The sequence below is a fragment of the Mesorhizobium sp. M7A.F.Ca.US.011.01.1.1 genome (genome assembly GCF_003998295.1).
Taxonomy (GTDB): Bacteria; Pseudomonadota; Alphaproteobacteria; order Rhizobiales; family Rhizobiaceae; genus Mesorhizobium.
Map to the genome: position 1 here is coordinate 11626 of NZ_RZRT01000046.1, position 24756 is coordinate 36381.

Annotated in this window: 31 protein-coding genes and 1 pseudogene; 16 read left to right on the forward strand and 16 right to left on the reverse strand. The window is 62.9% G+C overall.

Annotated features, from left to right (window positions below; all coding sequences use genetic code 11):
* The first annotated feature begins 55 nt into the window (after window positions 1–55).
* Window positions 56–823, forward strand: a complete 768-nt coding sequence (locus tag EOA13_RS28440) for an SGNH/GDSL hydrolase family protein (RefSeq protein WP_127296845.1) — start codon at window positions 56–58, stop codon at window positions 821–823.
* On the opposite strand, the gene EOA13_RS28445 is transcribed toward EOA13_RS28440, so the two are convergent.
* Together EOA13_RS28445 and EOA13_RS28450 are read right to left on the reverse strand one after the other, a co-directional pair.
* Complete coding sequence (locus tag EOA13_RS28445; protein ID WP_032899099.1) at window positions 791–970, reverse strand: hypothetical protein; 180 nt, start codon at window positions 968–970, stop codon at window positions 791–793. The two genes, EOA13_RS28440 and EOA13_RS28445, sit on opposite strands and share 33 nt — an antisense overlap.
* Window positions 971–1069: 99 nt before the next feature.
* Complete coding sequence (locus EOA13_RS28450) at window positions 1070–2017, reverse strand: ring-cleaving dioxygenase (protein WP_127296846.1); 948 nt, start codon at window positions 2015–2017, stop codon at window positions 1070–1072.
* Window positions 2018–2330: 313 nt separating this feature from the next.
* On the opposite strand from EOA13_RS28450, the gene EOA13_RS28455 reads away from it, so the two are divergent.
* The 4 genes from EOA13_RS28455 (at window position 2331) to EOA13_RS28470 (ending at window position 4502) form a co-directional block, all read left to right on the forward strand.
* On the forward strand, window positions 2331–2498 hold the full coding sequence (locus tag EOA13_RS28455) for a hypothetical protein (RefSeq protein ID WP_023810960.1): 168 nt from the start codon (window positions 2331–2333) through the stop codon (window positions 2496–2498).
* 88 nt (window positions 2499–2586) lie between these two features.
* Window positions 2587–3177: a DJ-1/PfpI family protein gene (locus EOA13_RS28460; protein ID WP_023810959.1), complete on the forward strand. Its 591-nt coding sequence runs from the start codon at window positions 2587–2589 to the stop codon at window positions 3175–3177.
* 72 nt (window positions 3178–3249) lie between these two features.
* The gene (locus tag EOA13_RS28465; RefSeq protein ID WP_023810958.1) at window positions 3250–3657 is read left to right on the forward strand and encodes a hypothetical protein; all 408 of its coding nucleotides are present in this window, start codon (window positions 3250–3252) and stop codon (window positions 3655–3657) included.
* 125 nt (window positions 3658–3782) lie between these two features.
* Window positions 3783–4502 carry a YafY family protein gene (locus EOA13_RS28470; RefSeq protein WP_013529238.1) on the forward strand — a complete coding sequence of 240 codons (720 nt, stop codon included), beginning with the start codon at window positions 3783–3785 and terminating at the stop codon, window positions 4500–4502.
* A 60-nt stretch (window positions 4503–4562) separates the two neighbouring features.
* On the opposite strand, the gene EOA13_RS28475 is transcribed toward EOA13_RS28470, so the two are convergent.
* The 3 genes from EOA13_RS28475 to EOA13_RS28485 all read right to left on the reverse strand — a co-directional run bounded on the left by EOA13_RS28475 (window position 4563) and on the right by EOA13_RS28485 (window position 6962).
* Entirely contained in the window at window positions 4563–5258 is a 696-nt protein-coding gene (locus tag EOA13_RS28475) for a DUF1013 domain-containing protein (protein WP_023810957.1), read from the reverse strand.
* 359 nt (window positions 5259–5617) lie between these two features.
* A complete protein-coding gene (locus EOA13_RS28480; protein ID WP_013529236.1) occupies window positions 5618–5758 on the reverse strand; it encodes a DUF1127 domain-containing protein in 141 nt (46 codons plus the stop codon).
* Window positions 5759–5951: 193 nt separating this feature from the next.
* Window positions 5952–6962 (reverse strand): NAD(P)H-quinone oxidoreductase, encoded by a 1011-nt coding sequence (locus tag EOA13_RS28485; protein ID WP_127296847.1) that lies wholly within the window; start codon window positions 6960–6962, stop codon window positions 5952–5954.
* Between the two features lie 123 nt (window positions 6963–7085).
* On the opposite strand from EOA13_RS28485, the gene EOA13_RS28490 reads away from it, so the two are divergent.
* The 3 genes and pseudogenes from EOA13_RS28490 to EOA13_RS28500 all read left to right on the forward strand — a co-directional run bounded on the left by EOA13_RS28490 (window position 7086) and on the right by EOA13_RS28500 (window position 8913).
* On the forward strand, window positions 7086–7280 hold the full coding sequence (locus EOA13_RS28490; RefSeq protein WP_023810953.1) for a DUF1192 domain-containing protein: 195 nt from the start codon (window positions 7086–7088) through the stop codon (window positions 7278–7280).
* A 74-nt stretch (window positions 7281–7354) separates the two neighbouring features.
* Window positions 7355–8617, forward strand: a pseudogene (locus EOA13_RS28495) (MFS transporter); the annotation flags it as partial.
* 32 nt (window positions 8618–8649) lie between these two features.
* Window positions 8650–8913, forward strand: coding sequence for a metalloregulator ArsR/SmtB family transcription factor (locus tag EOA13_RS28500; RefSeq protein ID WP_013529232.1), 264 nt, complete (start codon window positions 8650–8652; stop codon window positions 8911–8913).
* A gap of 84 nt (window positions 8914–8997) precedes the next feature.
* Here the strand turns inward: EOA13_RS28500 and EOA13_RS28505 are convergent, their stop codons facing one another.
* Together EOA13_RS28505 and EOA13_RS28510 are read right to left on the reverse strand one after the other, a co-directional pair.
* The gene (locus EOA13_RS28505; RefSeq protein WP_127296849.1) at window positions 8998–9654 is read right to left on the reverse strand and encodes a glutathione S-transferase family protein; all 657 of its coding nucleotides are present in this window, start codon (window positions 9652–9654) and stop codon (window positions 8998–9000) included.
* Window positions 9655–9757: 103 nt separating this feature from the next.
* Window positions 9758–10594, reverse strand: a complete 837-nt coding sequence (locus EOA13_RS28510; protein ID WP_127296876.1) for an alpha/beta hydrolase — start codon at window positions 10592–10594, stop codon at window positions 9758–9760.
* Between the two features lie 97 nt (window positions 10595–10691).
* Here EOA13_RS28510 and EOA13_RS28515 point away from each other — a divergent pair, with 97 nt between their 5' ends.
* The 3 genes from EOA13_RS28515 to EOA13_RS28525 all read left to right on the forward strand — a co-directional run bounded on the left by EOA13_RS28515 (window position 10692) and on the right by EOA13_RS28525 (window position 12116).
* Window positions 10692–11213: a helix-turn-helix domain-containing protein gene (locus EOA13_RS28515; protein WP_127296850.1), complete on the forward strand. Its 522-nt coding sequence runs from the start codon at window positions 10692–10694 to the stop codon at window positions 11211–11213.
* Between the two features lie 76 nt (window positions 11214–11289).
* On the forward strand, window positions 11290–11523 hold the full coding sequence (locus EOA13_RS28520) for a hypothetical protein (RefSeq protein ID WP_127296851.1): 234 nt from the start codon (window positions 11290–11292) through the stop codon (window positions 11521–11523).
* Window positions 11524–11684: 161 nt separating this feature from the next.
* A complete protein-coding gene (locus tag EOA13_RS28525) occupies window positions 11685–12116 on the forward strand; it encodes a heme-binding protein (RefSeq protein ID WP_127296852.1) in 432 nt (143 codons plus the stop codon).
* Between the two features lie 108 nt (window positions 12117–12224).
* Here the strand turns inward: EOA13_RS28525 and EOA13_RS28530 are convergent, their stop codons facing one another.
* The 3 genes from EOA13_RS28530 to EOA13_RS28540 all read right to left on the reverse strand — a co-directional run bounded on the left by EOA13_RS28530 (window position 12225) and on the right by EOA13_RS28540 (window position 13950).
* The gene (locus tag EOA13_RS28530) at window positions 12225–12626 is read right to left on the reverse strand and encodes a hypothetical protein (RefSeq protein ID WP_127296853.1); all 402 of its coding nucleotides are present in this window, start codon (window positions 12624–12626) and stop codon (window positions 12225–12227) included.
* Window positions 12627–12865: 239 nt separating this feature from the next.
* Window positions 12866–13048, reverse strand: a complete 183-nt coding sequence (gene rpmF / locus EOA13_RS28535; RefSeq protein WP_008834724.1) for a 50S ribosomal protein L32 — start codon at window positions 13046–13048, stop codon at window positions 12866–12868.
* 140 nt (window positions 13049–13188) lie between these two features.
* A complete protein-coding gene (locus EOA13_RS28540; RefSeq protein ID WP_127296854.1) occupies window positions 13189–13950 on the reverse strand; it encodes a transglycosylase domain-containing protein in 762 nt (253 codons plus the stop codon).
* 78 nt (window positions 13951–14028) lie between these two features.
* On the opposite strand from EOA13_RS28540, the gene EOA13_RS28545 reads away from it, so the two are divergent.
* The 3 genes from EOA13_RS28545 to EOA13_RS28555 all read left to right on the forward strand — a co-directional run bounded on the left by EOA13_RS28545 (window position 14029) and on the right by EOA13_RS28555 (window position 18354).
* Window positions 14029–14946 carry a polyprenyl synthetase family protein gene (locus tag EOA13_RS28545; protein WP_127296855.1) on the forward strand — a complete coding sequence of 306 codons (918 nt, stop codon included), beginning with the start codon at window positions 14029–14031 and terminating at the stop codon, window positions 14944–14946.
* A 147-nt stretch (window positions 14947–15093) separates the two neighbouring features.
* Window positions 15094–15900: a class I SAM-dependent methyltransferase gene (locus tag EOA13_RS28550; RefSeq protein WP_127296856.1), complete on the forward strand. Its 807-nt coding sequence runs from the start codon at window positions 15094–15096 to the stop codon at window positions 15898–15900.
* Between the two features lie 114 nt (window positions 15901–16014).
* Window positions 16015–18354 (forward strand): response regulator, encoded by a 2340-nt coding sequence (locus EOA13_RS28555; protein ID WP_127296857.1) that lies wholly within the window; start codon window positions 16015–16017, stop codon window positions 18352–18354.
* 15 nt (window positions 18355–18369) lie between these two features.
* Here EOA13_RS28555 and EOA13_RS28560 read toward each other — a convergent pair whose 3' ends face one another.
* The 5 genes from EOA13_RS28560 to EOA13_RS28580 form a co-directional block, all read right to left on the reverse strand.
* A complete protein-coding gene (locus EOA13_RS28560; RefSeq protein ID WP_127296858.1) occupies window positions 18370–19107 on the reverse strand; it encodes a class I SAM-dependent methyltransferase in 738 nt (245 codons plus the stop codon).
* 9 nt (window positions 19108–19116) lie between these two features.
* The gene (locus EOA13_RS28565; protein ID WP_127296859.1) at window positions 19117–19668 is read right to left on the reverse strand and encodes an AAA family ATPase; all 552 of its coding nucleotides are present in this window, start codon (window positions 19666–19668) and stop codon (window positions 19117–19119) included.
* Between the two features lie 46 nt (window positions 19669–19714).
* Window positions 19715–20569 carry a lytic transglycosylase domain-containing protein gene (locus EOA13_RS28570; protein ID WP_127296860.1) on the reverse strand — a complete coding sequence of 285 codons (855 nt, stop codon included), beginning with the start codon at window positions 20567–20569 and terminating at the stop codon, window positions 19715–19717.
* Window positions 20570–20574: 5 nt separating this feature from the next.
* On the reverse strand, window positions 20575–21825 hold the full coding sequence (gene ispG, locus EOA13_RS28575; protein ID WP_164780392.1) for a flavodoxin-dependent (E)-4-hydroxy-3-methylbut-2-enyl-diphosphate synthase: 1251 nt from the start codon (window positions 21823–21825) through the stop codon (window positions 20575–20577).
* A gap of 334 nt (window positions 21826–22159) precedes the next feature.
* Window positions 22160–22339 carry a YdcH family protein gene (locus EOA13_RS28580; RefSeq protein WP_013529217.1) on the reverse strand — a complete coding sequence of 60 codons (180 nt, stop codon included), beginning with the start codon at window positions 22337–22339 and terminating at the stop codon, window positions 22160–22162.
* 239 nt (window positions 22340–22578) lie between these two features.
* Here EOA13_RS28580 and EOA13_RS28585 point away from each other — a divergent pair, with 239 nt between their 5' ends.
* On the forward strand, window positions 22579–22782 hold the full coding sequence (locus EOA13_RS28585) for a DUF465 domain-containing protein (RefSeq protein WP_013529216.1): 204 nt from the start codon (window positions 22579–22581) through the stop codon (window positions 22780–22782).
* Between the two features lie 23 nt (window positions 22783–22805).
* Here the strand turns inward: EOA13_RS28585 and EOA13_RS28590 are convergent, their stop codons facing one another.
* A complete protein-coding gene (locus EOA13_RS28590) occupies window positions 22806–23594 on the reverse strand; it encodes an IclR family transcriptional regulator (protein WP_127296862.1) in 789 nt (262 codons plus the stop codon).
* Between the two features lie 127 nt (window positions 23595–23721).
* On the opposite strand from EOA13_RS28590, the gene EOA13_RS28595 reads away from it, so the two are divergent.
* On the forward strand, window positions 23722–24603 hold the full coding sequence (locus EOA13_RS28595) for a transporter substrate-binding domain-containing protein (protein WP_127296863.1): 882 nt from the start codon (window positions 23722–23724) through the stop codon (window positions 24601–24603).
* The last annotated feature ends 153 nt before the right edge of the window (window positions 24604–24756 follow it).

Genomic DNA, 24756 nt, shown 5'->3' on the forward strand with positions numbered 1-24756 from the left:
TCCCGTCGACCAAAACATGCGCTAAGGCTGCCGCTGATCGTTTAACGGTACTGCTATGCGCTTCCCGGCCCTACTCACCTGGCTCGCCTTCCCGGTCTATATTTGGCAAGGCCTCGGCGTGCGACGCCGCACCACGCGCATGCTGCCGGCGCAAGGGCCGGTCATGCACGAAATACCAGGCAAGGCGCCGGCGATCTCGCTTCTGGTGCTGGGCGATTCCTCCGCCGCTTCGGTCGGCATCGGCAATTCGGAAGACGGGCTTGCCGCGCAGCTCGCCGTGCTGATTTCACAAAGCACAGACCGCGCCGTGCGCTGGCGGGCGGCCGGCTTCAATTCGGCAACGTCGGGCCAGATACGCGACCATGTCCTGCCCAATCTGTCGGCCGAACCGTGGACGCATATCGTGCTGGCCATCGGCACCAACGACACCAAGAATTTTCATTCCGTGTCGCGCTTCAAGAAGGAGTTCGGTGGCCTGCTCTACGGCCTGCGCGCCAAATGGCCGGAAGCACGCGTGGTATGGTCGCCGGTGCTGGAGTTTACCCGGGCGCCGGCCATGCCGCCGCTGCTCGGAAAAATTCTTGAGATTCGCGCCACCGACATGAACCGGATGGGCGAACGCCTTTGCCTGGAGCGCGGCGCGGTGCCGGCGCCGCGCCTGCCGATCACCAATCCGGAAGCCGGCTTTGCCTCGGACGGCTTTCACGCCTCGGAAGCAGGCTACCGGGCCTGGGCCGAGCATCTGGTTGACCCGGTGCTTGGCAATTGGGCACCGACGACAAGTGCCGTCCTACGTCAAATGCCCGAGCACGGCCGCCAGTGAAATCGCGGCCATGGCGAGCAGTGCCAGCTTCCAGAAATCGCCGCGTCGCTTGAGGCCTGGCCAGCCGAGCGGCTTGATCAGTTGAATGACCATGAAACCGACGATGACAAGGGCGAGGAATTTCGTCATGCCGCCTTTGACCAGCAACGCGCCCTGCTGTCAAAACACGTCGTTCATTGCCTGAGAAAGAACGACGCCGCGATCCTAGGTCGGAACGCGGCGCCCGTCTGCGACTGGGAAAACGATCTACTTCAGCGGCTTGAGGCCAGCCTCGATCGAAGCCCGCTTCGGTTCGAGGAATGGCGGCAAGGCGAGGCTTTCCCCCAGTGTTTCCAGCGGCTCATCGGCGGTGAACCCCGGCCCGTCGGTTGCGATCTCGAACAGGATGCCATTCGGCTCGCGGAAGTAGAGCGAACGGAAATAATAGCGCTCGACCTCGCCGCTCGACGGCAGCCGGAACTCGGCCAGCCGCGCCGTCCATTGATGCAGCGTCTCCTGGTCCGGCGCCCTGAAGGCGACATGGTGAACCGCACCCGCGCCTTGCCGCGCCGGCGCCAGTCCCGGCTGCACCAGGACATGCAACTCCGCCGCCGGCCCGCCCTCTCCCATTTCGAAGACGTGAACCTGCCCCTCCGGCGAGACATAGTCGCGCGCCTTGCGCATGTTCATCACTTTGGTCACCACCGCTTCGGTGTTGGTGATGTCGGGAACGCTGATGACGATCGGCCCGAGCCCGCGTATCTGGTGCTCGACCGGTACCGGGCTTTGCGCCCAGGGATGGCTGCCGCCCTTGCCGCCATCGCTGACCAGGCGCAGACGCTGGCCCTCGGGATCTTCGAAGTCCAACGACGCATAACCGCCGATGTCGGCGACCTCTCCAGTTGCCAGGCCTTCATCGGTCAAGTGTTGCTTCCACCAGGCAAGGCTCTCCCGGCTGCCGACCCTGAGGCTGGTCCGCACGATGCTGTGCGTGCCGCGCCGCTCGCGGCCGACCGGCCAGTCGAAGAAGGTAAGGTCGGTGCCCGGCGTCGCTTCGCCGTCGGCATAGAAGAGGTGGTAGGCCGAGGTGTCGTCCTGGTTTACGGTCTTCTTGACCAGCCGCAGACCCAGCACCTTGGTGTAGAAATGAAGATTGCCAGGCGCATTGGCGGTGATGGCGGTCAGATGGTGGATACCTGTCAGTTGCAAGCTCATCGTCGTCTCCCTGCTGTTGGGGAAGAATTTTCTCCCTTCATATCAGACCTGCGGTCACCTCGCTGAAGGCCTCGTATTCCGACAGTCCGTCGCCGGACGCTGAACAGCGGCGCCGAAAACAACGTCGTCGCCATGAACAATCGGACGTCGCAAACCTGCCTTGAGGCACCGCTCGATGCGGCGAGAAGCGATGCCTTGCCTGCGGCGCGCGCACCGGCCGCAACTATTGTCTCGCGCCCTGACATCCTCCTGACAGACTGCTGTCAGGAGGGGTATGCGATAGTGCCTCTACACAGAGAGAGGAGACTTAGCCATGAACGGTTACACCATTCTGCGCGGCATGCAGCACTATGTCGGCAAGATCCGGACGATGCGCAACGAGATCCGCACCCAGCGGTTCATGAACTCGCTGCCGGCGGACATTCGCAAGGATATCGGCTGGCCCGACATGTACGCCGACCGTGGCTCTCGCGGCAATTGAAGCCAATTTTTCGACCCGGCGATTGGATGTGGGCGCGTCAACGCCCAGATAACAAGCAGGGTAACAGGTCGACACGCGGAGCGCGCTTATGCCCGAACAAAAGACAATCGGTTTCCTTTTCATCGAAGGCTTCGCTGACTGGGAGTATGGGCTGCTGGCGGCCTCGGCGGTCGAATGGTTCGGCGCCCGTGCCGTGTCGCTCACGCCTGATGGCAAGCAGGTGACGGGCATTAGCGGCTTTCGGCTGATCCCTGATCGCGCAACAGGCGCCGGCGAGAATGCCGATCTCTATGCCATTGCCGTCATTGGTTCCGACCGGTGGACGGGCAAGGCACCGCCTGATGTAGGCGACCTGCTTGCCGCCATTGCATCGCGCGGCGGCGTGGTCGGCGGCATCTGCGCCGGCACGCTGGCGCTGGCCCGAGCCGGCCTTTTCGAGAAGGCCAGGCATACCAGCAATGGCCGCGAGTGGATCAAGGGTCATGAAGCCGGTTATGCCGGTGCCGAGAACTACGAGGATGTGCCGCATGCCGTAGCCGACGGCAACATCGTTTCCGCACCGGGCTCGGCACCAGGCACCTTCGCACTCGCCTTTCTGAAGGCGCTCTACCCCGAAAGAGGCAGCGATCTCGCACAGATGCGGACGCTGTTCGCCAAGGAGTACGCTGAAGCCTCCTGACAGTATGCTGTCAGGAGGGGCGTGCAATGGTGCCAGCTTCGGACACTGCGCATTGGCGTTAAAGGACGATCGATGAAGAGTTGGAACGACAGACTGAGCACACCAGGCATCAACGGCGTGAGGCCGACGCCGCGCACGATGGCCGATGTCGTCGAAGGCCAGCCTATGCTGGTGCCGACGGCGCGCCAGGTCGATGATTTCATCCGCTCGATTCCCGAAGGCGTCGAGATGGATATGCGTGCGCTGCGTACAGCACTTGCCATAGAGCATGGCGCCGAAGTGACATGCCCGGTCACCATAGGCTATCATCTGCGCACTGTTGCCGAAGCCGCCAACGAGGACCTCCAGCGCGGTATGACGCTGAGTGGCGTGGCACCATTCTGGCGCGTGCTCGATGCGAAAACACCGACGACGAAGAAACTGTCCTTCGGCGCGGAGTTCGTCGCCGCGCAGCGCAAGCGCGAAGGGCTGAAGCCATGATACATGCCGCCCAAAAGTGTTCTGCGGTTTTGGGATAGCGGCATGCGCGAAAACACGATGCATGCCACCCAGAGGTGGACCGGTTTCGGGCGACATGCATAGAGACAACGCCGAGGGACCATACGATGCGCCGCGCCGACAGGCTCTTCCAGATCGTGCAGCATCTGCGCGGTGGCCGACTGGTCACTGCCCAGAAGCTCGGCACGTGGCTCGAAGTTTCCGAGCGAACCATCTATCGCGACATTGCCGATTTGCAGTCGACCGGAGTGCCGATCGACGGCGAGGCCGGCGTTGGCTATATGATGAGGGAGGGTTTCGACCTTCCGCCGCTGATGTTCACGCGTGACGAGATCGTCGCGCTGGTCGCCGGCGCCCGCATGGTGCGCGCCTTTGGCGGTGCCGCCATGGCGAGGGCCGCCGACGAGGCGCTGGTCAAGATCGGCGCCGTATTGCCCGATGCCGAGAAAGACCGCATCGCCCGCACTGAGATCCACACACCGATGTGGGTGGTCAGCGACGCTGCTCGCGAGGCGATTGACCTGATCGAGCGCGCGGTCGAAAAACGGCAGGTGCTGACCATCGACTATTCCGACGAGGCCGGCCGCGGCACCGCCCGCGATATCCGCCCGCTCGGCCTGTGGTTTTGGGGCAAGGTGTGGACGCTGGTCGCCTGGTGCGAGATGCGCGACGATTTTCGCGCCTTCCGCATCGATCGCATCGCCTCCGTGGTCATCGCTGGCCGCATCTTCAAGCCCGAGCGCGGCAAGCAGCTTGCCGACTTCTACCGCGCGGTGGAGCGCAGCGAAGATTATGGCATGGCGCCGGATCGCGCGGCGCGCAGCTGAGTTGTTGACCCAATAAAAAGCCCGCTCGAAGCGGGCTTTTTATTAGAATGTCAGACAACCTCACTCGTCGTCGTCATTGTCCGTGTTCTTCGACTTCAAGGCCGAAAGCTTGGCGAACACGGCGTTGGCGTCGAGTTCGGCATCCTCGTCCTTGGGCTTCTCGGGAGCCGGCACCAGCCGCTCGGTCAAGGCCGCCGGCAGCAGCGTGTCGCCGACCGGCTGCGCCTGTTCGCGGCCGCGCGAGGCGCGATTGACTTCCATGTCGAGGTCGATCTGCGAGGCAAGGCCCAACGTGACAGGATCCATCGGCTGCAGATTGGCCGAATTCCAGTGCTTGCGCTCACGGATCTGTTCGATCGTCGACTTGGTGGTGCCGACGAGGCGCGAGATCTGCGCGTCCTTGAGCTCGGGATGGTTGCGCACCAGCCACAGAATCGCGTTCGGCCGGTCCTGGCGCTTCGACAGCGGCGTGTAGCGCGGCCCCTTGCGCTTGGATTCGGGCACCCGGACCTTGGGGTCCGAAAGCTTCAGGCGCTGGTTCGGGTCCTTCTCGGCACGGGCGATCTCGTCGCGGGTCAGCTGTCCGGTCATGATCGGGTCCATGCCCTTGATGCCTTGCGCCGATTCACCGTCGGCGATTGCCTTGACCTCGAGCGGATGCAGCCCGCAGAACTGCGCGATCTGCTCGAAGGAAAGTGCGGTATTGTCGACCAGCCAGACAGCGGTCGCCTTGGGCATCAGCAGCGTATTGGCCATTTTACAAATCCTTCTCGTTCGCCCGCGTTCCCGCGCGGGCGGTGGTTTAGAGCCACCAAAATGGGAAATTCGCGGTCTGTATAACCGCTCTCGGGTCGTTTCGCAACGTTTTTGGAAGCAATCGGCCGGACTGCGCTTGCGCCATTGCCGCAAGCCAAACTGAGTAGGCGCATCATCCCGATGCCTTGTGGAAAGCTGAGGTCAACCCCTGATTGCCGTCGAACCATATTCGGTCGTTGCCGGCCCCAAAACGACAAAACCCGCCGGACTGGGTCCAGCGGGCTCGGAACCGCGACAAAAGTCGTCTGGTGCGGCTCTGGCTTCCACGTCTGGTCCGCCGGAGCGGACCAGACGTGGCTTTAGATAGCCCTGCGGGCGATCTTTTCGATGTCGGCGCGGTTGATGCCGAGATCGCTGAGTTGACGTGCGTTGAGACGGTTCAGTTCGCGGACGGTCTCGGTGTACATACGCCAGTTACGGAAAGCGCGGATCGGGTTCATGGTAGTCCTCCAAAATGATGTTCGTTTCGATGGTGCTCAAATAGGCGTCATCGATGAGGACTTGAATGGCTGATTTTGCATAGCAATGATGCAAATGCTGCATTGCAGCATTAAGCTTCTGTTCATCTTGTAGGCAGCCACGGGCGCGGACCTCGCTCGCCCGGCCTGCAGGCCGGCCGAGTATCGATACGGCCTAGCCGACGTCGAGCACGATCTTGCCGATATGTTCGCCGTCTTCCATCCGCTCATGCGCCCGCCAGGCTTCGCTGAGCGGGAAGATCATGTCCATGACAGGAGCAACCTTGCGCGTGCCGAGCAACGGCCACACCTGCGCTTCCAGCGCCGCCGCGATCGCCGCCTTGAACTCGACGGTGCGTGGCCTCAGCGTCGACCCGGTGTGGGTAAGCCGCTTGACCATGATCTTCGAAAAATCCGCGCTTGCGACAGCACCGGCCTGCACGGCGATCTGGACGATCCGGCCCTCAACCGCAGCAGCCTCGTAGTTGCGCCCCACATAGTCGCCGCCGACCATGTCGAGGATGACATTGGCGCCCTTGCCGCCCGTCGCCTCCTTGACTGCGGCGACGAAATCCGCCTCGCGATAGTTGATCGCCCGGTCTGCGCCGAGCTTCAGGCAGGCGTCGCATTTCTCCTTGCTGCCGGCGGTGGTGATGACATAGGCGCCAAAGGCCGAGGCAAGCTGGATTGCTGTCGTGCCGATGCCGGACGAGCCGCCATGGACGAGCAGCGTCTCGCCTTTCTTGAGGCCGCCACGCTCGAACACATTGTGCCAGACGGTGAAGTAGTTTTCCGGCACAGCCGCGGCTTCGGTATGGGTGAAGCCGGCGGGCAACGGCAGCACGCTGCCGGCATGAACCTTGACATATTCGGCATAGCCGCCGCCCGGCGTCAGCGCGCAGACGCGGTCGCCGATACGCCAGCGCGATATGTCGTCGCCAAGGGCGGCCACTTCGCCCGATGCCTCGAGGCCCGGCAGGTCCGATGCGCCGGGCGGTGCCGGATACGCACCCTTGCGCTGCTGGATATCGGGCCGATTGACGCCGGCGGCATGCACCTTGATCAGGATCTCGCCGGGCCCGGGCTGCGGCACGTCGCGCGTTTCCGGCTTCAGCACCCGTGGACCGCCAGGCTCCGAGATCGCGATGGCCGTCATTCTTGCCGGAATCTTCTGTCCGCTCGCCATGAGATTTCCCGTCTTTCCTCGCCGTTATCCGATCGGCTGTTTGCATCGACGCCCCTGCCCTATGTATGCTGATTGCCAAATCAGGCAAATGGCCAATCTGGTCTTGGCGGAGGAGGAGCGACGATGGCGATCTTCGACGACGAACCCAAGAAGAAGGCGCGCCCGCACGAGATCGGGCAGGACCTGTCACTGCTTTCCGTCAGCGACTTGACCGAGCGGATCGGCATCCTGCGCGACGAAATCGCCCGCCTGGAAGCCGAACTCAAGGCCAAGGACACCACCAAATCCGCGGCCGAAGCACTGTTCCGCCGCGGATAGAAGCGCGGGCGCAAAGCCCGCCGCCGAAAAGCCCGAATGCGACTGTCTTCAGACCCAGCGTCCCCGCCAAACCTGAGCCGGATCAAACAATGTTCGCAACCTACAGACCGATCCTCTCGCTGCTTCGCGGCACCGCTTTCCTGCTCGCGGCATCTGGATTGCATGGGCTGCTCTTGCCCCTGCGCGGTCAACTGGAAGGTTTCTCGACCGCATCGCTCGGCCTGATGGGCACGGCGTGGGCCGGCGGCTTCGTCACTGGCTGCTTCTTCGCACCGCGCATCGTGCGCCGCGCAGGCCACGTGCGCGCATTTGGCGCCTTTGCCGCATCCGGCGCCATCGTGGCGCTGCTCACCGGGTTGATCATCGACGAATATGTCTGGATCCTGCTGCGCGCCTTCACAGGCTTCACCATGGCCGGTGCCTTCATGGTCATCGAAAGCTGGCTGAACGAGAAGGCCACCAACGAGAACCGCGGCACCGTCTTCGGCCTCTACATGATGGTCACTTATGCCTCGATCATGGGCGGGCAGATGATCGTTGCCGGCGGCGACGTGAAGTCGGCGTCGCTGTTCATGATCACCGGCATCCTGTTTTGCCTCTCGCTCATTCCAACCGCGGTCTCAAGCGCTTCCCACCCCAAGCCGCTGCAGGATGTCTCGCTCGACGTCAAAGGCCTTTATGTCAATTCGCCGGTATCGGCGGTCGCCTGCGTGTTGATCGGCATCGCCAACGGCGCCTGGGGCACGCTTGGCGCGGTCTACGGCGCCCGCATCGGCATTTCCACGGCCGAGATCGCCCTGATGATGAGCCTTGTGGTCGTTGCCGGTGCGGCCATGCAGCTTCCGGCCGGGCGCCTCTCGGACAAGACCGACCGGCGCTTCGTGCTGGCCGGTGCGGCTTTCGGCGCCGCCTTGTTCGCGCTCATGATCTTTCTGTTCGAGCCACGCTCCAGCATCTTCGTCATCGTCTTCAGTGCGGCCTATGGCGCCTTCGCCTACACGCTCTATTCGATTGCCGTGGCGCATGCCAACGACCACGCGCGCTCGGAGGATTTCGTCAAGGTATCTGGCGGGCTGTTGCTGCTCTACGGCTTCGGCACGATGATTGGACCCTTGCTCGCCGCCGCTTTGATGGGCTGGATGCGCCCGGAAGGTCTGTTCCTGGCGACCGCCTTGGCGCATCTCTGCCTGGCGGGCTACACGCTGCTGCGCATCAGCCGCCGCGCGCCGGTGCCGATCGGGGATCGTGACGCCTTCAAGACGCAGCCGGCCGACCGTTCGGTGACCCCTGAAGCATTGCGGCTTGATCCCAGAAGAAAAGCAGAAGCAGACGGTTGAGATTCGAAAGGCTTTGCCGCACTAATACAGGCATGATGTTTTCCGACGCCTTCATGGCGATTGCCGATCCCAACCGGCGCCATCTTCTGGAAGAACTTCGCCGCGGCCCGAAAACCGTCACCGAACTGGCCGCCGGCTTGCCGGTCTCGCGCCCAGCCGTGTCGCAGCATCTGAAAGTGCTGCTCGATGCCGGCCTGGTCCACGCCAAACCGGAAGGAACAAGGCGCGTCTATACGGTGAGCGGCACTGGCTTCCTCAAACTCAACATCTGGCTCGATCAGTTCTGGGAAGCCTGAGCTTCTCAGTGTCATTGCCAGCGGCTCGGTCAGTTGACCGACCGTATCGGCGAGCGTCTGGGGCGAGATCGTGCAGCATCCCGATCAGCCATTATTGGAGGGAAAGAACTTGAAGTAGGGCTGCGCTTCCTCGACAACCCGGGCAAAGCAAGGCCGCTGCAGAAGCCGGTCATGGTAGTGTTTCACGGTCGGGTATTTGTCGCCTAGCGGCTCGACCTTGTTGGCATAGAACAGCGCCGGGGACGCCGCGCAATCGGCCATGGTGAAGGTGTCGCCCATCGCCCACGTCTTCGACTGCATGTCCTGCTCGATGATGGCGTAGGAATTGCGCAGCTGGCCGCGAGCCTGCTCGACGCCGAACGGGTCGGTCTTGTCTTGCGGCCGCAACCGGTCGCCGACGATTTTCTGCATCGGCTCCTGCACATAGAAGTCATAGAAGCGATCGGCTTGGCGAACTGCCAGCGCCAGGTCGATGTCGGCGGGAACGAGGTCGACCGGCCCCGGATAGTGCGCGGCCAGATATTCGACAACGATGGTCGATTCCAGCACCGTGCGGTCGCGCGCATCGTCGCGCAGCGCCGGCATCTTGCCGGCCGGCGAAATCTGCAGGAAGGCCTCGCGCGACTCCGCCTTGCCGAGATCGACGATGACAGGCGTGAACGGCGTCGCGTTCTCATACAGGGCGATCAACGGCTTCCAGCAGAATGAGGCCAGCGGATGGAAATGAAGCGTCAGGGACATTTTTTGCTCATCTGTTTCGTGGTTTATCGGTGGCCGGCGCCGTGCTGCTCATCAAGGGTCAGACACTGCGGCAAGCATAGCCCGTCAAGGCCCGCTTGCCGCTTCAAGCGGCATGGGCCTGGGCAACGATGCCCGCGACAATCACATCCCAGTCGTCCGGGTGCAGCTCGTGGCCGCCACCTTCGATCCGGAAAATTTTCGCGCCGGTGACCGCCTCGGCCAGCGCCTCGCCATGTTCGACCGGAAAGATCGGGTCAGCCATGCCGTGGATGACCAGCAGCGGCGCCGCGATCTCGTGCAGGCGGCCCTTCCAGGCGTCGCCGCCCTTGAGCATGAAATGGTTGGTCGCGCTCAGGAAGCCGCCGGAGCGGTCGTGATCCTGCTCGACAAAGGCACGCATCCGGGCCTCGTCGAATGGATGTGCGATGCTGGCGATCGCCCGCGCATCCCTGACGATGAAGTCGACCACCTGACCACGGTCCGACCAATCGACTTTGGCGCCCTCGGCCGAGTGTTCCGTATAGGCTTCGGTCGTCCCGGGAAGGTCGGATGTGTCGATTCCCACGGGCGAGCTGCTGATGACGGTCAGCGACGCGACACGGGACGGGTGTTTCAACGCCACAAGCTGCGCGATCATGCCGCCCATCGACATGCCGACGACATTCGCCTTGCCGATGCTGTGGTCGTCGAGAACGCGCATTGCATCGTCGGCCATGTCATCGAACGTGTAGGGCGGCTCTCCCGACTTGTATTTGGTCGAACGGCCGGTGTCGCGATTGTCATAGCGGATCACGAACAGGTCGGCACCGGCCAGTTTCCGGCAGAACGCCTCCGGCCACCACAGCATCGAAGCCATCGCTCCCATGATCAGCAACAGCGGCGGGTTCGCCGGATCGCCAAAGGTTTCGGATATTATTTCGGGGCGTTCGGTCGTCGTCACGGCGGCCTCCTCTCCTGCAATACCGATTGCATTTTGCAATCGGTTGCACGATAATAAAACCGATACGATAATGCAACCGGTTTTGGAGAAAAATCTCATGAGCATGGATCGCCGGTCCGGGTGCCCAATCAACCTGTCGCTGGAAGTGTTCGGCGACCGTTGGAGCCTGATCATCCTTCGCGACATGATCTTCGGCGGCAGGCGTCATTTTCGCGAGCTGCTCAACGGATCGATGGAAGGCATCGCCTCCAACATCCTCGCCGACCGGCTGAAGCGGCTGATGGAACTGGGCATGCTGACCAAGGCCGACGACCCCTCGCACAAGCAGAAGGCGATCTACAGCCTGACCGAGATGGCGATCACGCTGGTGCCGATCCTGGCCCATCTCGGCTCCTGGGGCCGCGTCTGGCTGCCGGTCAGCGACGAATTGTCGATCCGCGCCGAACTTCTGGAAAAGGGCGGACAGCCGATGTGGGACAAATTCATGGACGAGTTGCGCCATGAACATCTCGGCATGCCGCTCGATACTGCAGCGGGTCCTTCTGTCCGCGCGACCTTGCAGGCCGCCTATGAGGCCGTGGTTGCCAGCAAGGCCCCCGCCGCCAGCACATCCGCGTAATTAACTTATTTTCCCGTTTTGGGGCCGACTCTGCTAGAAGAGGCGGAAAATCACATTTACGGGATTGGATAAGGTCTTGGTTGAAAACTCTCGGGATGCTGCCCGCGCGCGCGCCGACCTGCGTTTCAAGAAGCAGGAAGAGGCGGCAACCGTCCGCCAGAAGGCGATGGCCGAATACGTCGCCGAGAGCGACGCCCGCCAGGCCAAGACCAACAAGCTGCGGGCGCTGCGTCTCGCTAAGGAAGCCGAAGACCTAGCCAATGCGCCGGCGGCACCCGCCAAGAAGCCGACCCGCGCCAAGAAAAAATAGCAGCCACCCCTTGAGCCATAAGCGCTAATGCCTGTCCTGATGGCATCGGTGAAAGCTGCTTCCATCCCGCCCCTTCACGCGAAGCAATTTCAACCGAAACGGGGATGTTATCTCGCCCGTCGACGGTCGATGATCGACGCGTTTTCAAACAGGAGACTGCCATGACCGCACTGCCGCTCGAAAAAGCCAGGCAAATCATCGATGCCGCCTTTGCCAAGGGCGCCGATCTCAAGCTCAAGCCGCTCGGCGTTTCGGTGCTTGATGCCGGCGGGCATCTGGTCGCCTTCCAGCGCCAGGACGGCGCCTCGTTCCTGCGCCCGCAAATGTCGGCCGGCAAGGCCTACGGTGCGCTCGCCATCGGCATGGGCTCGCGCAAAGTCGAGGCCTTCGCCAAGGAGCGCCCGCACCTGGTGGCCGGCATCTCGGACGTCTCGGGCGGACGCGTGCTGCCGGTGGTCGGCGGCGTGCTGATCCGCGACAAGGCCGGAGCCATCATCGGCGCCGTCGGCATCTCAGGCGACACGTCGGACAATGACGAAGCCGCGGCGATCGCCGGCATCGAGGCCGCCGGCTTCATCCCCGATCCGGGCTGAATCCTCTCCACTTTGGTCATCACTGGGCGAAGCAGGAGCGAAGCTCCGTCGCGGAGGCCCTGGGATAACGAAGCGATGCGCGTTTCTGCCAATCGCTTCGCTGAGGAACTAATTCAGATTGATGTCTCGGCTGGCCGATCGCATCGACACCGCGAATCCGGCCAGCACATCGAACAGCGCGATGACCATCAGCGTGAAGAAGACGGAATGGGCCGCGCCCTTCACCAGCAGGAACTCGACCAGGAAGGCCACGAACACCAGCGTCGACAGAAGATGGTCCATGATCGAGGCGTTGGTCGTGCGCACCGACTTCGCCATTTCGAGGAACAGGAAGATCAGCCCGATCAGTATCATCAGGTCGCCCAGCGTCATCGAGAACACGCCGCCCGACATCATGCTGAAGGAGAAGACCTCGCTCGCCCACGGATCGTCACCGCTGCCGAAAATTCCCAGCAGTCCGAGGTTGTAGAGCACGAAAGGCACGATCAGCAGCGGAATGGCACCGAACATCTGGCGTCTCCATGTGGGGGCGATCCTTTGTAGAATGCGCCATAGCCACGTCGTCAAGATGTTTCGCCATCGGCGCTGAACACGGTCGAAGACCGCACGCAACAACCATGTCAGCCGGTTGCCGGCCGAAGGATTTGCAACGCCGGCGGTGCACGCCTGCGCTGCCGGCCCGCCCAAACGCAAAAGGACCAGCCACCGGCCGGTCCTTTTGGAAATTCAAACCTTTGAAAAAGCTGGTCTCAGCTTTCCTTGGGGGTCAACACCTGGCGACCGCGATACATGCCGGTCTTCAGGTCGATATGGTGCGGACGGCGCATTTCGCCGGAATTCTTGTCCTCGACATAGGTCGGGGCCTTGAGGGCGTCGGCCGAGCGGCGCATGCCGCGCTTGGACGGAGAGGTTTTTCGTTTCGGAACGGCCATGGATATGCTCCACTACATGGTCAAAAGCCCCGCCCGCCCTCGTGAAAGGGCCATGTCGGGGCCTAAATCTGAGAAAGTCGGGTGCCTATACACGCCCTGTGCCGTTTTGGCCAGCACTGGCGCGAATTTTTTTGGATCGGCTAGCGGAGACAACCGACATAGGCGCCGGAGCGGCCGGCGCGCCGCTCGATCAGATTGGCGAGCCGCCTCAAGCCAGGCCCGGGTTTGGCCGGATTGCGGGCGATCGGATTTGGCAAGGAGACCGCAAGCAAGGCGGCCTGCCGTCGCGACAGCTGTTTTGCCGAAACGCCGAAATGGTGCTGTGCCGCAGCCTCGATGCCGTAGATGCCCGGCCCCCACTCGGCGATGTTGAGGTAGATTTCCATAATGCGCCGTTTCGACATCACCGCATCGAAATAGACGGCCAGCGGCAATTCGACCACCTTGCGCACCGAGCCCAGCGGCCGCGACCAGAGAAACAGGTTCTTGACCGTCTGCATGGTGATGGTCGAGGCGCCGCGCGTTGCTTCGCCGGCCAGCGCGTCGTCGACGACGCCCCGCAATTCGCCGAGATCGACGCCACGATGAAAGCAGAACTGCCCGTCCTCCGACATGATGACGGAATTGGCCAGCACCGGCGACACGCCGTCGATCGACACCCAGCGGCGGTCGTAACCGGAGAACGTCGCCAGGTCCTTCAGCATCAGCGTCGAGACAGGATGCACGAAGAATGGCAGGTACAGAAACGTCAGCACGACCGGAATCAAAGCCAGCACCGCGGCCACGACGATGCCGCGCCGGACCCAGCGCTTGAGACCACGGCGGTTTACGCCCCGCGATCTCGTCGCCATGTCCAGTCTTTCGGTTTCATGATCGACGATCGGTTCCGCCAAGCCGCCCAACCCGTGCTTCTCCCTGCCCCGGCATAATGGCGCTTGGCTTCTTGCGCAACGTCTGAGTGTCGGCTACCGGTCCGGGCCATGACGAATGACGACCAAATGGCGTTCGAAATGGCGCTGATCAGACGGGCAGCCGCCGTCGAGGTGCTGCTGCGGCGGCTGCTCGACGACCGTGCGCTTTCGGGCGAGATCGCGCGGCCTGAGCGTTTGATGGCGGCGATGCGGCACGGCGTGCTGAACGGCGGCAAGCGCCTGCGCCCTTTCCTGGTCATGGAAAGTGCCGCCCTTTTTTCCGCCGATGGCGAGGCGGCACTGCGCGTCGCCGCAGCCCTTGAATGCGTGCATTGCTATTCGCTGATACACGACGATCTGCCAGCCATGGACGACGACGATCTGCGCCGTGGCCAGCCGACCGTGCACAGAGCCTTCGACGAGGCGACCGCTATCCTGGCCGGCGACGCCTTGCTGACGCTGGCCTTCGACATCATTGCTGGCGAGGCGACCGCCCTGCCGGCGGAGCGGCGGGCGGCCCTGGTGTTGGCGCTGGCCCGCGCCGCCGGGGCAGGCGGCATGGTCGGCGGCCAGAAGCTCGACCTCGAGGCCGAACAGACGCCGCCGGACGAGGCCGGCATCATCCGGCTGCAGGCGATGAAGACCGGCACGCTGATCCGTTTCGCCTGCGAGGCAGGTGCTCTCATCGCCGGTGCACCAGCCGATGACCGCGAGCGGCTGGCCGAATTCGGCTCGGCGATCGGTCTTGCCTTCCAGCTTGCCGACGACCTGCTCGATTTGACCGCCGATGCCAGCCAGATGGGCAAGGCGACCGGCAAGGACGCCGCCGCCGGCAAGGCGACGCTGGTGGCCTTGCATGGTGCGAATTGGGCACGCGGCCAGCTTCACGGCCTCGTCGAACAGGCCCATGCACTGCTTGAGCCCTATGGCGACGATGCCCAATTGCTGAAGGAAGCGGCGACGTTCGTGGCGGCGCGTAACAGCTGAGGTTGTGCCAGCCGGAACATCGAGCTGATCGACGCACACACGCCCCAGGGCCGGTTCTGAAATAGAGCTTGAGCGGAAGCCTGCCGAGGCAGAGGATCGACATCGCTTTGCCACCGCACGCGGTGCGGATAGAGTTGGAGGGATGCCATGTCGACCACCGACAAGCTGTTCACCGGTTCCATTCCCGAAGTCTACGACCGGGCGATGGTGCCGCTGATCTTCGAGCCCTATGCGCAGGATCTGGCGGAGAGAGTGTCGAAGCTCGGGCCGCAATCGGTGCTCGAAGTGGCGGCGGGCACCGGTGTGGTGACGCGTGCGCTGGCAGCAAAATTGCCGGCGCAAACACGCATCGTGGCCACCGACCTTAACCAGCCGATGCTCGACCACGCGCGCACGCGGATGGCGGACGATCCTCGTATCATCTGGCAGCAGGTCGACGCCCAGGCACTCCCCTTCGAGGACGCCCGGTTCGACGCCGTGGTCTGCCAATTTGGCGCGATGTTCTTCCCCGATCGGGTGGGCGCCTACGGACAAGCGCGGCGGGTGATGCGGCCGGGCGGGCATTTCCTGTTCAACGTCTGGGGTGCCATCGAAGACAACGAGTTCGCCGAGGAAGTGACGCGGGCACTCGGCCATTTCTTTCCGGCCGATCCGCCTCGCTTCATGGCGAGGACGCCGCATGGCTATCACGATGCAGACGCCATCCGCGCCGACCTGCATGCCGCCGGCGTCCGGGACATCACCATAGAGCCGCTGGATGCCGTCAGCGCCGCTTCCTCGCCATATGAGGCGGCCGCGGCCTATTGCCAGGGCACGCCCCTGCGGGCTGAGATCGAGGCGCGCGGCGGCTCGCTGGAGGAGGCGACGCGATACGTGGCAAATGCCCTTGGGAAACGGTTCGGGGAAGGCTCGGTGAGTGGCCGCATCCGCGCCCTCGTCGTGGAAGCGGCCTAGGCGTGGTGTCCATCCGGCGGCTCGCATGGCCTGCCAACCCGCACGAACGAAATTTTAATGTAAATGAAGCGTAATCCCGGCCATTAAAATGGTGCGTATGTGTTGGGGTTGCGCATGCCTGAATATTCGTCCTTCATCCGGTCGGTCCGGATCCGCTATATTTCAGGGTTGCTGATCTTCGCGCTGGCTTCCGCCGGTATCGTGATTGCGCTTGACCGCGTCAATTCCTTTCGCCGCGACATCGATGCGCTGAGCAGCAATCTCGTCATCTTCACCCGCGACCTGCGCAACGCGACCAGCTTTGCCGAGACGACCGGCACCGCCTGGCGGGCGGAGACACGCGATGCCCTGACCACATCGGCGCGCGGCCATTCGGAGCGTCTGACCGGCGAGATCGAGACGCTGACCGCCCAGCTTGCGGCGATCAAGCCGCGGCTGTCGATCAAGACCGTCAACGAACTCCAGTCCGCTTCCGTCAACGGCGATCTGTTCTGGTCGCCGCGCGACATGGTGCGCAATTTCAACCTGATGTCGGTGGCGCAGAAGGTCGACGAGTGGAGCTATCGCGAAATCCGCAACCAGAACGATCTGTTCGCCCAACCGATGCTGGTCCGCGTCCGCACCGCCATGGACGATGAGCGCCATCTGGCCGATGCCTCCAGCGACAGGCTGTTGTTGTGGGCGAGCGGCATCCTGTTCGCGGCACTTGCCATCGTCGCCTTCTGGATCTTCCGCCCGATGGAAGTGGCAATCCGCCGCGCCTTTGCCGAATCCGCCGAATCCCTGTTCAAGGCCGAGGCCGCCGACCGCGCCAAATCGGAATTCCTGGCCAATATGAGCCACGAAATCCGCACGCCGATGAACGGCGTGCTCGGCATGGCCGAACTGCTGGCCAAGACCGATTTGACGGCGCGCCAGAAGACCTTCACCGACGTCATCGTCAAATCCGGCAACGCACTGCTCACCATCATCAACGACATCCTCGATTTCTCGAAGATCAATGCCGGCCAGCTCACCCTCGACCCCGCTCCCTTCCGTCTCTCCGAGGCGGTCGAGGATGTTGCGACGCTGGTCTCGGCGCGCGTCGCCGAAAAGAACCTCGAACTGATCGTGCGGGTCGACCCGCGCCTGCCGGCCCATGTCGTCGGCGACGCCGGCCGGTTCCGGCAGATTATCACCAACCTGCTCGGCAATGCCGTGAAGTTCACCGAGAAGGGTCATGTGCTGATCGATGTCGGCGGCGAAATCGTCAACGACGTGGTCCAGCTCAAGGTCCGCGTCGAAGACACCGGCATCGGCATACCGGCCGAGAAACTGCAGAATGTATTCGAGAAATTCGCGCAGGTGGACGGCTCGTCCACCCGCCGTCATGAGGGCACAGGGCTGGGCCTCGCCATCGCCGCCCGCCTCGTCGACCTGATGGCAGGCAAGATCGGCGTCGAGAGCGAGATCGGTCGCGGCTCGGTGTTCTGGTTCGCTGTGCCGCTGCCCGCGCATCAGGCCGCGGCGCGCGACGAGATCGTGCCGGTCGACGTCACCGGCGCGCGCGTGCTGGTCATCGACGACAATCCGGTCAACCGCGAAATCCTGCTCGAGCAGCTCAGGAGCTGGAGCTTCGATTGCGCCGCCGCCGAAAGCGGCGCCGTCGGCCTGGCCTTCCTTGACCGCGCCTTCCAGCTCGGCGCCGCAGTCGACTGCATCATCCTCGACTACCAGATGCCGGGCATGAACGGCGCCGACGTCGCCAGAGCCATTGCGTCCGACAGCCGGCTGTCCTCCATCCCGGTGGTGTTGCTGACCTCGGTCGACCAGGTCGATTTCGGCAAGATGATCATCGACTTCGGCATATCAGCACACCTGACCAAGCCGGCGCGCTCCGCGGTGCTGCTCGGCACGGTCATCTCGGTGATCCAGAAGGCCCGCTCGCAGGTCGGCAAGGCGCGGTTCGTCCGCGAACCGATCGTGCAGGCTGCCCCGGCAGCGCCGCCCGCCTTCACCGTCATCCGCGGCCCGGCAATGCCGGTCGCGGCAGCGCCGGAATCGACAACCGCGCCGAACGGACCGATCGACATCCTCATTGCCGAGGACAATGACGTGAACCAGCTGGTGTTCGGCCAGATCCTCAACGGGTTGGGCTTGAGCTACCGCATTGCCGGCAACGGCCGCACGGCGGTGGAGATGTACCGGGCGCTGCGCCCCAAGCTGATCCTGATGGACGTCTCGATGCCGGAAATGAACGGCTACGAGGCGACCCGCGCCATCCGGGCCATGGAGACCTCGACGGGCACGCACATACCGATCATCGGCGTCACCGCGCACGCGCTGAAGGGTGATCGCGACAAGTGCATCGAATCAGGCATGGACGACTATCTGCCGAAGCCCGTTTCGCCCGACCGCCTCGGCACCAAGATCGGCACCTGGCTCAGCGAAACGGTCGTGGCGAAGATGGCGTAAGGCCCGGCTGCCGGATCAGCGCAGCCGGCCTATGGGAATGATCTCCGGCGAGGTGTCGACATAGGCTTCGCCCTGCCAGTCGCCCAGCCATTGCTCGACCAGCAGGCCGGCCTCATCAAGCATCGCTGCGAGGTCATCCTTTGCCGGAAACGCGATTTTCGATTCGGCACCCAGAACCTGCCTGCCTCCCGGAATCTCGTAGAAGGTCGAATAGGTGACGACGCTGGTGGCGGGATCGTGTTCGACATCATTCCAGGCCTTGACGGTCCCGAGGCCGGGATGCGCCACCATCCGTTCGGAGCGCTGCGGCGTCCATTCCAGCCACTCCTTCATGGCGGGGTTTCGCGTGTCGAAGATGAAGCGTCCCCCGGGAACAAGATGCTCAGCAATGGTGCGCAGCACCGCGCTCTGATCCTCACCTGTCAGAAACACCTGGAACGCATGCCCGGTCAGTAGGACCAGATCGAAGCGCCGTCCAAGGCGAACGGTTCGTGCGTCGGCCTCGACCCAGTCGACCTTGTGCCCGCCGGCCCTATGCCGCGCGACGTCAAGCATCGCCGATGCGGGATCAACGCCGGTGACACTGTGCCCGGCGGCCAGTTCGGCAGCCAGTTGTCCGGTGCCGCAGCCGAGATCCAGGACCGAGCCGCCATTTTTGGCAAGGCCGATGCAGTAGTTAAGATCGGTACGGCCCTGGTTCTCGATGTCGTAGAACTGGACGAGGTCGGGATCACTGTAGAGAAGATCTGTCATGGCGGCCCCCTATAATCCAAATCTTTGCTGGATGCGACGGGCGCAATCGAGTGGCGTGAGGACGCTGGTGTCCACTTCGAGGTCGTAATCTATGCCCTTGTGCACGCGTTCATATTGCCAACGCGCCAGCCCCGGCATGCGGTCGCCCCGCCGAGCTTCACGCGCTTCCAGCACTTTCAGTGGCGCCCGGACGCCAACGACATGGAAATCGAAACCCGTCAGCAGTTCGAGATAGTCTGATACTTCGCCATTGCAGAGCACATCGTCGACGATGAGATTGTTGCCTTGCCCGGCCATCGCCGCGATGGCGTGGCGCATACCGCGCAAGGTTCGCGCGCCAACCGACCCGGTCCTGATCACGACCGCCGGCTTGCCGTCCTGTTTGATCGTTTCATAGGAAAAACCATCCGTGTGGTCCTGCAAGGCATCGGGCAGCATCGCGATGAAAATGTCCATCTCGACGTGCAGGAAGGGCTCGGCGGTGATTGTCTGCAAGGCCCTGGCGATCGAAGACTTGCCGGCACTGCCGACGCCGTTGAGCAAGATGATCCTGGCTTTCACCTACAGCTCCCTCTCTCAGACAAGACATTATGCCGGCGGGGTCAAATTACCGGTTGCGCACCACCACGCATGCCCCACCGATGCTTTGCAATTTCTGGCAGATGACATTGGCATCGGCGCGATGGTCGACACCGATCCTGACCGCGTAGATGCCGCGCCGGCCGATTGGCGTGCGCACCCGGCTGACCACCGGATCGTGCCCGTTGAGCAGGGCCGGGAACCGGCTCCTTACCCTGAGCCACTGGTTGATCGCGGCACTGCGGCGGAAATTGCCGGCCACCTGGATGCCCCATGGCTTTATGTTGATCGAAGCCATGGCCACCGTCCGCGACATGATCACCGGCAGTTTTCGGCAAGCGACGGCAAAATCCGTCTTTGCGTCGAGCGGCTCGACTTTTCCGGCATAGGCCCGGTCCGTGAACTTGTCGGCTGGTTCGCCCATGATGTCTAAGACATAGCTTTCGGTCTCCATCGGCAGGAATCCCCCGGAGCTGAGCCAGCGCGACACCCGGCTCTCGCCGGCATTGTAGGCGGCGGCGGCCAGGCCGAGATTGCCGTAGCCGGTTTTCATTTCGGCGAGATATCTAGCCGAAGCCGGAATCGCCTGGTTGATGTCGAAGGAATTGGCAAGCCCGCGCATCTTGGCGGTGCCCGGCATGAACTGGGCAATGCCTTCGGCACCGACCGGACTGACGGCGTTGGGATCGAAACGGCTTTCCTTCCAGATCAGCCGGGCGAAGAAATCCCTGGACAGGCCGTTCTGGTCGGCATGCGCCTGGATCAGATTGCAGACTTTGTCGATCAGCCGCTGCTTGGCGGATTGCGGCGGATCGGCCTGCAGAAGGGTCGACCAGGTCAGCCCGTACAGCAGGATCAGCGCTGCCCAAAGGAAACGCTGCATCGGTTCTACTCGGCCGCGGCCTTGCCGCGACCGAACCGTTGCTCGATATAGTCGGCGACCATTTTCTCGAAATCCGCGGCGATCGACGGCCCGCGCAGCGTCGCCGCCTTTTTGCCGTCGACGAAGACAGGCGCCGTCGGCATTTCGCCCGTGCCGGGCAGCGAAATGCCGATATCGGCATGCTTGGACTCGCCAGGGCCGTTGACGATGCAACCCATCACCGCGACCTTGAGGTTCTCGACGCCGGGGTATTTGTCGCGCCACACGGGCATGTTCTTCCTGAGATCGGCCTGGATGTTCTGGGCGAGCTCCTGAAACACGGTGGAGGTGGTGCGGCCGCAGCCGGGACAAGCGGCAACAATCGGCACGAACTGCCTGAACCCCATGGTCTGCAGCAATTCCTGCGACACCTGCACCTCGCGCGTGCGGTCGCCGTTCGGCTCCGGTGTCAGCGAGATGCGGATCGTGTCGCCGATGCCTTGCTGGAGCAGGATGCCCATGGCGGCCGACGAAGCGACGATGCCCTTCGAGCCCATGCCAGCTTCGGTCAGGCCGAGATGCAGCGCGTGGTTGGAGCGCGTGGCGAGCTCGGTATAGACGGCGATCAGGTCCTGCACGCCGCTGACCTTGGCCGACAGGATGATTTTCTCGCGGCCAAGGCCGATCTCTTCCGCCATCTCGGCCGACAGGATCGCCGACTGCACGATCGCCTCGCGCATCACCTCCTGCGCCGTCAGCGGGAAACCCTTGTCCTGGTTGTCGTCCATCAGCCGGGTCAAAAGCTCCTGGTCGAGCGAGCCCCAGTTGACACCGATGCGCACCGGCTTGTCATGCTTGATCGCCATCCCGACGATATCGGCGAACTGGCGGTCCTTCTTGTCCTTGAAGCCGACATTGCCCGGATTGATGCGGTATTTGGCCAGCGCCTCGGCGCAGGCCGGATGATCGGCCAAAAGCTTGTGGCCGATATAGTGGAAATCGCCAACCAGCGGCACGTTGATACCAAGCCGCTGAAGCCGCTCATGAATGCGCGGCACGGCGGCGGCGCTCTCGTCGCGATCGACGGTGATGCGCACGATCTCCGACCCGGCCCGATGCAGGGCTGCGACCTGCGCAACCGTCTGGTCGATATCGGCCGTATCGGTGTTGGTCATCGACTGGACGACAACGGGCGCACCGCCGCCGACGACCACGCCGCCGACATCGACGCCGACCGACGTGCGGCGGGGGAAAGGAGAGGAAAAATATCCGGTCATGCCGGCAGCCTTTTGTCTCTGGAGCATCTTGTGTCCTGCATGGACGCACAACGACGCCCCGGGCCGATGCGCTGAGGTCCGGGCATGAGGTGGAGGAGCAAAGATGGCTTGTCAATGGCGACAGGTCGCCACTGGCCGGAATCGGTCCGCCGCCAGAGGCCAGGAAACAATCGATGATCTGGCGAAACGGGCGACGGCCGAAGCGGAAATTGAGCCGGTGCAAGTCCAGCTTCGGCTGACAGACCCGTGCTGGAAATCAAAACCCTCCACACCGGCGGCGTGGTGCCGCCGGGAAAAGAGGCCGCGGATATTGGGCAGCTATGTCAGGAGGGTATCAATGCGTGGTCGGTTTGCCTCTTAGTTTTTCAATCTCGTCCTTGAGTGCCAGCTTGCGTCGCTTGAGATTCACGATTTCGAGGTCGTCGACCGATGGATGATTCATCGCGTCATCGATTTCACGCTCGATGTCGCCGTGTTTCCGCTGCAACTCATCAAGATGGGATGCAAGAGACATGATTGGTTCTCCCTTTCATGGTTTTCCTCGATTGCAACCGTCACGGCGCGTCCACCGCAGGTTCGCTTCTGTGACGGCACGGTGACAGTGTGTCACCTTCCGCGGGCGATGTCGAATGATCCGTGGTAGCATTCCACGACACTTTGAAATGTGATATGGGCTGCACGCCGGTGACAAAACACCCGGCCCCGCCCAATCAGGCCCAGCTTTGGGCGCCGCAGACGTGCAGACGGTAGAGAATGTCCGATCAGGAACAGGCCGATATTCGCCTTGAATTTTCCCGCCTGAAGCAGGAACACGCCGATTTCGATGCCGCCATCAACGCGATGATCGCCATGGCCTGCGATCCGCTGCAGATCCAGCGCATGAAGAAGAAGAAGCTGTTCCTCAAGGACCGGCTGATGGCACTGGAAGACAAGATCATTCCCGACATCATTGCGTGAGTTGGCATTCGCTCGCCCGCGCGCTACCCGGCGATCGAAAGCTTTGCGGCACGATCACGCAGCAGGCCGATGAGTTCGCCGGTCCGCTCCTCGGACGTATCGATGGGGACCACCAGGCACATCGTCGCCTCGACCTTGCCCGGCGCTGAAAACACCGGTGCGGCAAGGCACTTCGTATAGGCATCGACAAGGCCCGAAGTGACGCAATAGCCGGTGACCTGCGCTTTTGCGATGTCGGCGACGAAATCGTCAAGCCGCAGTTTGCGCCCGTCGGGCAGCACGAGGTCGTCGTTTGACACCATGTCTTCGATCTCAGCCTTCTCCAGCCCCGCCAGAAGCAGCCGCCCCGAGGCTGTCCAGGGCAGCGGTATCTGCAAGCCGGTGGCGGAACTGATGCGGAACGGTCTGGTGCCGGGACTCGCATGGACGATCGTATAGCGGCCGCTCTGCAGCATGCACAGTTCAGAAGTCTCGCCGGTCTCGCGCGACAGATTGTCGACCTCCTGGCGCCCCCGCCTCAACAGGTCGTTGCCCCGCACATAGTCCATTCCGTAGAGATAGAGCTTCTTGCCGAAATAGACGCGATTGCCGTCGCCTTCCATTTCCAGCAGTCCCGCATCGACCAGCGACCGCACCAGCGTATAGGTCGTCGAGCGGGGCGCGTTCACGCCCTTGGCTAGGTCGCCAATGCCGATCGCGCGCTGGGTCGTGTGAAGAAACTCCAGAATCTCGAGCACCCGGTTGAGCCCCTTTTCACGGGAGCCCGAAATCTTCTCGCCGGCTGAAAGTGCCGAGGCATTGCCATCTTGCATTGTTGATTCCCGGTGTTAGTATCTGTCCTGTACAGGATACACGCGTCTCTTGTAAGAGACAATCGCTTCGGCGTCACTGACGCGTGTATTGCCTGTGCAAGGGGAACACAAACGAAAGGAGGTCGCCGTGAACGACACATCCGGAAGACGTGATTTTCTGAAATTGGGAATGGCGGGACTGGCGACGGCCGGCGTCGTGGGGGCGGCGGTAGCCGTCGATGCCCAGAAGGCCGCTGCCCAGGCAGCACCCGACAGCCTGCTGCGCACCGTGCTCGATCGCGGCAAGCTGATCGTCGGCACCGGCAGCACCAACGCGCCGTGGCACTTCGAGAACGATGCCGGCGAACTCGTCGGCATGGACATCACCATGGGGCGCATTCTTGCCAAGGGCCTTTTCGACGATCCGACCAAGGTCGAGTTCGTGATGCAGGATCCGGCACAGCGCATCCCCAACGTCACCACCAACAAGGTCGACATCACCATTCAGTTCATGACGATGAGCGCCCAGCGCTCGCAGCTGGTCAATTTTTCCCGGCCTTACTACGTCGAGGGCGTCGCCCTGCTGAGCCTTCCGACCGCCGAGAACAAGACCTTCGACAAGCTGCTTGCCGGCGGCTCGGCGACACGCGTCTCCATCCTGCAGAATGTCGATGCCGAGGCGCAGGTGCATTCGGTGCTGCCCGAGTGCCAGGTTATGCAGATCGATACCCAGGCCAACGTGCTGCAGGCACTGGAATCGAAACGCGTCGACGCCGCTGCCGTCGATCTGTCCACGGTGCGCTGGCTCGCCTCGCGCAATCCGGACAGATATTTCGACGCCGGCAAGAGCTGGCTGAGCATGCTTTATGGCGCGGCACTCCGGCAAGGCGACCTTGACTGGCTGACCTTCGTCAACTCGACCTTCACCATCGCCATGTTCGGCCACGAAAACGCACTCTACGATGCCGCCTTCAAGGACTATTTCGGACAGGAGCCGCCGGCGCGCCATCCCGGCTTCCCAGCCATCTGACCTGCCGGGCGGAAGGGCGTATCCAGCGCCCTTCCGCCTCCCTAGAGCAATTCCAGGAAAAGTGTGAAACGGTTTTCCGTCCGGAATTGCGTCAAAACAAAGAGTTAGAGCGGGTCGCCGTTTCCGTGAAACGGTGAACTGCTCTAAGCCTGC

Coding starts and splice junctions, on each gene's coding strand:
- EOA13_RS28440 (WP_127296845.1), top strand. CDS start 56: ATGCGCTTCCCGGCCCTACTCACCTGGCTCGCCTTCCCGGTCTATATT.
- EOA13_RS28450 (WP_127296846.1), bottom strand. CDS start 2,017: ATGAGCTTGCAACTGACAGGTATCCACCATCTGACCGCCATCACCGCC.
- EOA13_RS28455 (WP_023810960.1), top strand. CDS start 2,331: ATGAACGGTTACACCATTCTGCGCGGCATGCAGCACTATGTCGGCAAG.
- EOA13_RS28460 (WP_023810959.1), top strand. CDS start 2,587: ATGCCCGAACAAAAGACAATCGGTTTCCTTTTCATCGAAGGCTTCGCT.
- EOA13_RS28465 (WP_023810958.1), top strand. CDS start 3,250: ATGAAGAGTTGGAACGACAGACTGAGCACACCAGGCATCAACGGCGTG.
- EOA13_RS28470 (WP_013529238.1), top strand. CDS start 3,783: ATGCGCCGCGCCGACAGGCTCTTCCAGATCGTGCAGCATCTGCGCGGT.
- EOA13_RS28475 (WP_023810957.1), bottom strand. CDS start 5,258: ATGGCCAATACGCTGCTGATGCCCAAGGCGACCGCTGTCTGGCTGGTC.
- EOA13_RS28480 (WP_013529236.1), bottom strand. CDS start 5,758: ATGAACCCGATCCGCGCTTTCCGTAACTGGCGTATGTACACCGAGACC.
- EOA13_RS28485 (WP_127296847.1), bottom strand. CDS start 6,962: ATGGCGAGCGGACAGAAGATTCCGGCAAGAATGACGGCCATCGCGATC.
- EOA13_RS28490 (WP_023810953.1), top strand. CDS start 7,086: ATGGCGATCTTCGACGACGAACCCAAGAAGAAGGCGCGCCCGCACGAG.
- EOA13_RS28500 (WP_013529232.1), top strand. CDS start 8,650: ATGATGTTTTCCGACGCCTTCATGGCGATTGCCGATCCCAACCGGCGC.
- EOA13_RS28505 (WP_127296849.1), bottom strand. CDS start 9,654: ATGTCCCTGACGCTTCATTTCCATCCGCTGGCCTCATTCTGCTGGAAG.
- EOA13_RS28515 (WP_127296850.1), top strand. CDS start 10,692: ATGAGCATGGATCGCCGGTCCGGGTGCCCAATCAACCTGTCGCTGGAA.
- EOA13_RS28525 (WP_127296852.1), top strand. CDS start 11,685: ATGACCGCACTGCCGCTCGAAAAAGCCAGGCAAATCATCGATGCCGCC.
- EOA13_RS28530 (WP_127296853.1), bottom strand. CDS start 12,626: ATGTTCGGTGCCATTCCGCTGCTGATCGTGCCTTTCGTGCTCTACAAC.
- rpmF (WP_008834724.1), bottom strand. CDS start 13,048: ATGGCCGTTCCGAAACGAAAAACCTCTCCGTCCAAGCGCGGCATGCGC.
- EOA13_RS28545 (WP_127296855.1), top strand. CDS start 14,029: ATGACGAATGACGACCAAATGGCGTTCGAAATGGCGCTGATCAGACGG.
- EOA13_RS28550 (WP_127296856.1), top strand. CDS start 15,094: ATGTCGACCACCGACAAGCTGTTCACCGGTTCCATTCCCGAAGTCTAC.
- EOA13_RS28555 (WP_127296857.1), top strand. CDS start 16,015: ATGCCTGAATATTCGTCCTTCATCCGGTCGGTCCGGATCCGCTATATT.
- EOA13_RS28560 (WP_127296858.1), bottom strand. CDS start 19,107: ATGACAGATCTTCTCTACAGTGATCCCGACCTCGTCCAGTTCTACGAC.
- EOA13_RS28570 (WP_127296860.1), bottom strand. CDS start 20,569: ATGCAGCGTTTCCTTTGGGCAGCGCTGATCCTGCTGTACGGGCTGACC.
- ispG (WP_164780392.1), bottom strand. CDS start 21,825: ATGACCGGATATTTTTCCTCTCCTTTCCCCCGCCGCACGTCGGTCGGC.
- EOA13_RS28580 (WP_013529217.1), bottom strand. CDS start 22,339: ATGTCTCTTGCATCCCATCTTGATGAGTTGCAGCGGAAACACGGCGAC.
- EOA13_RS28585 (WP_013529216.1), top strand. CDS start 22,579: ATGTCCGATCAGGAACAGGCCGATATTCGCCTTGAATTTTCCCGCCTG.
- EOA13_RS28590 (WP_127296862.1), bottom strand. CDS start 23,594: ATGCAAGATGGCAATGCCTCGGCACTTTCAGCCGGCGAGAAGATTTCG.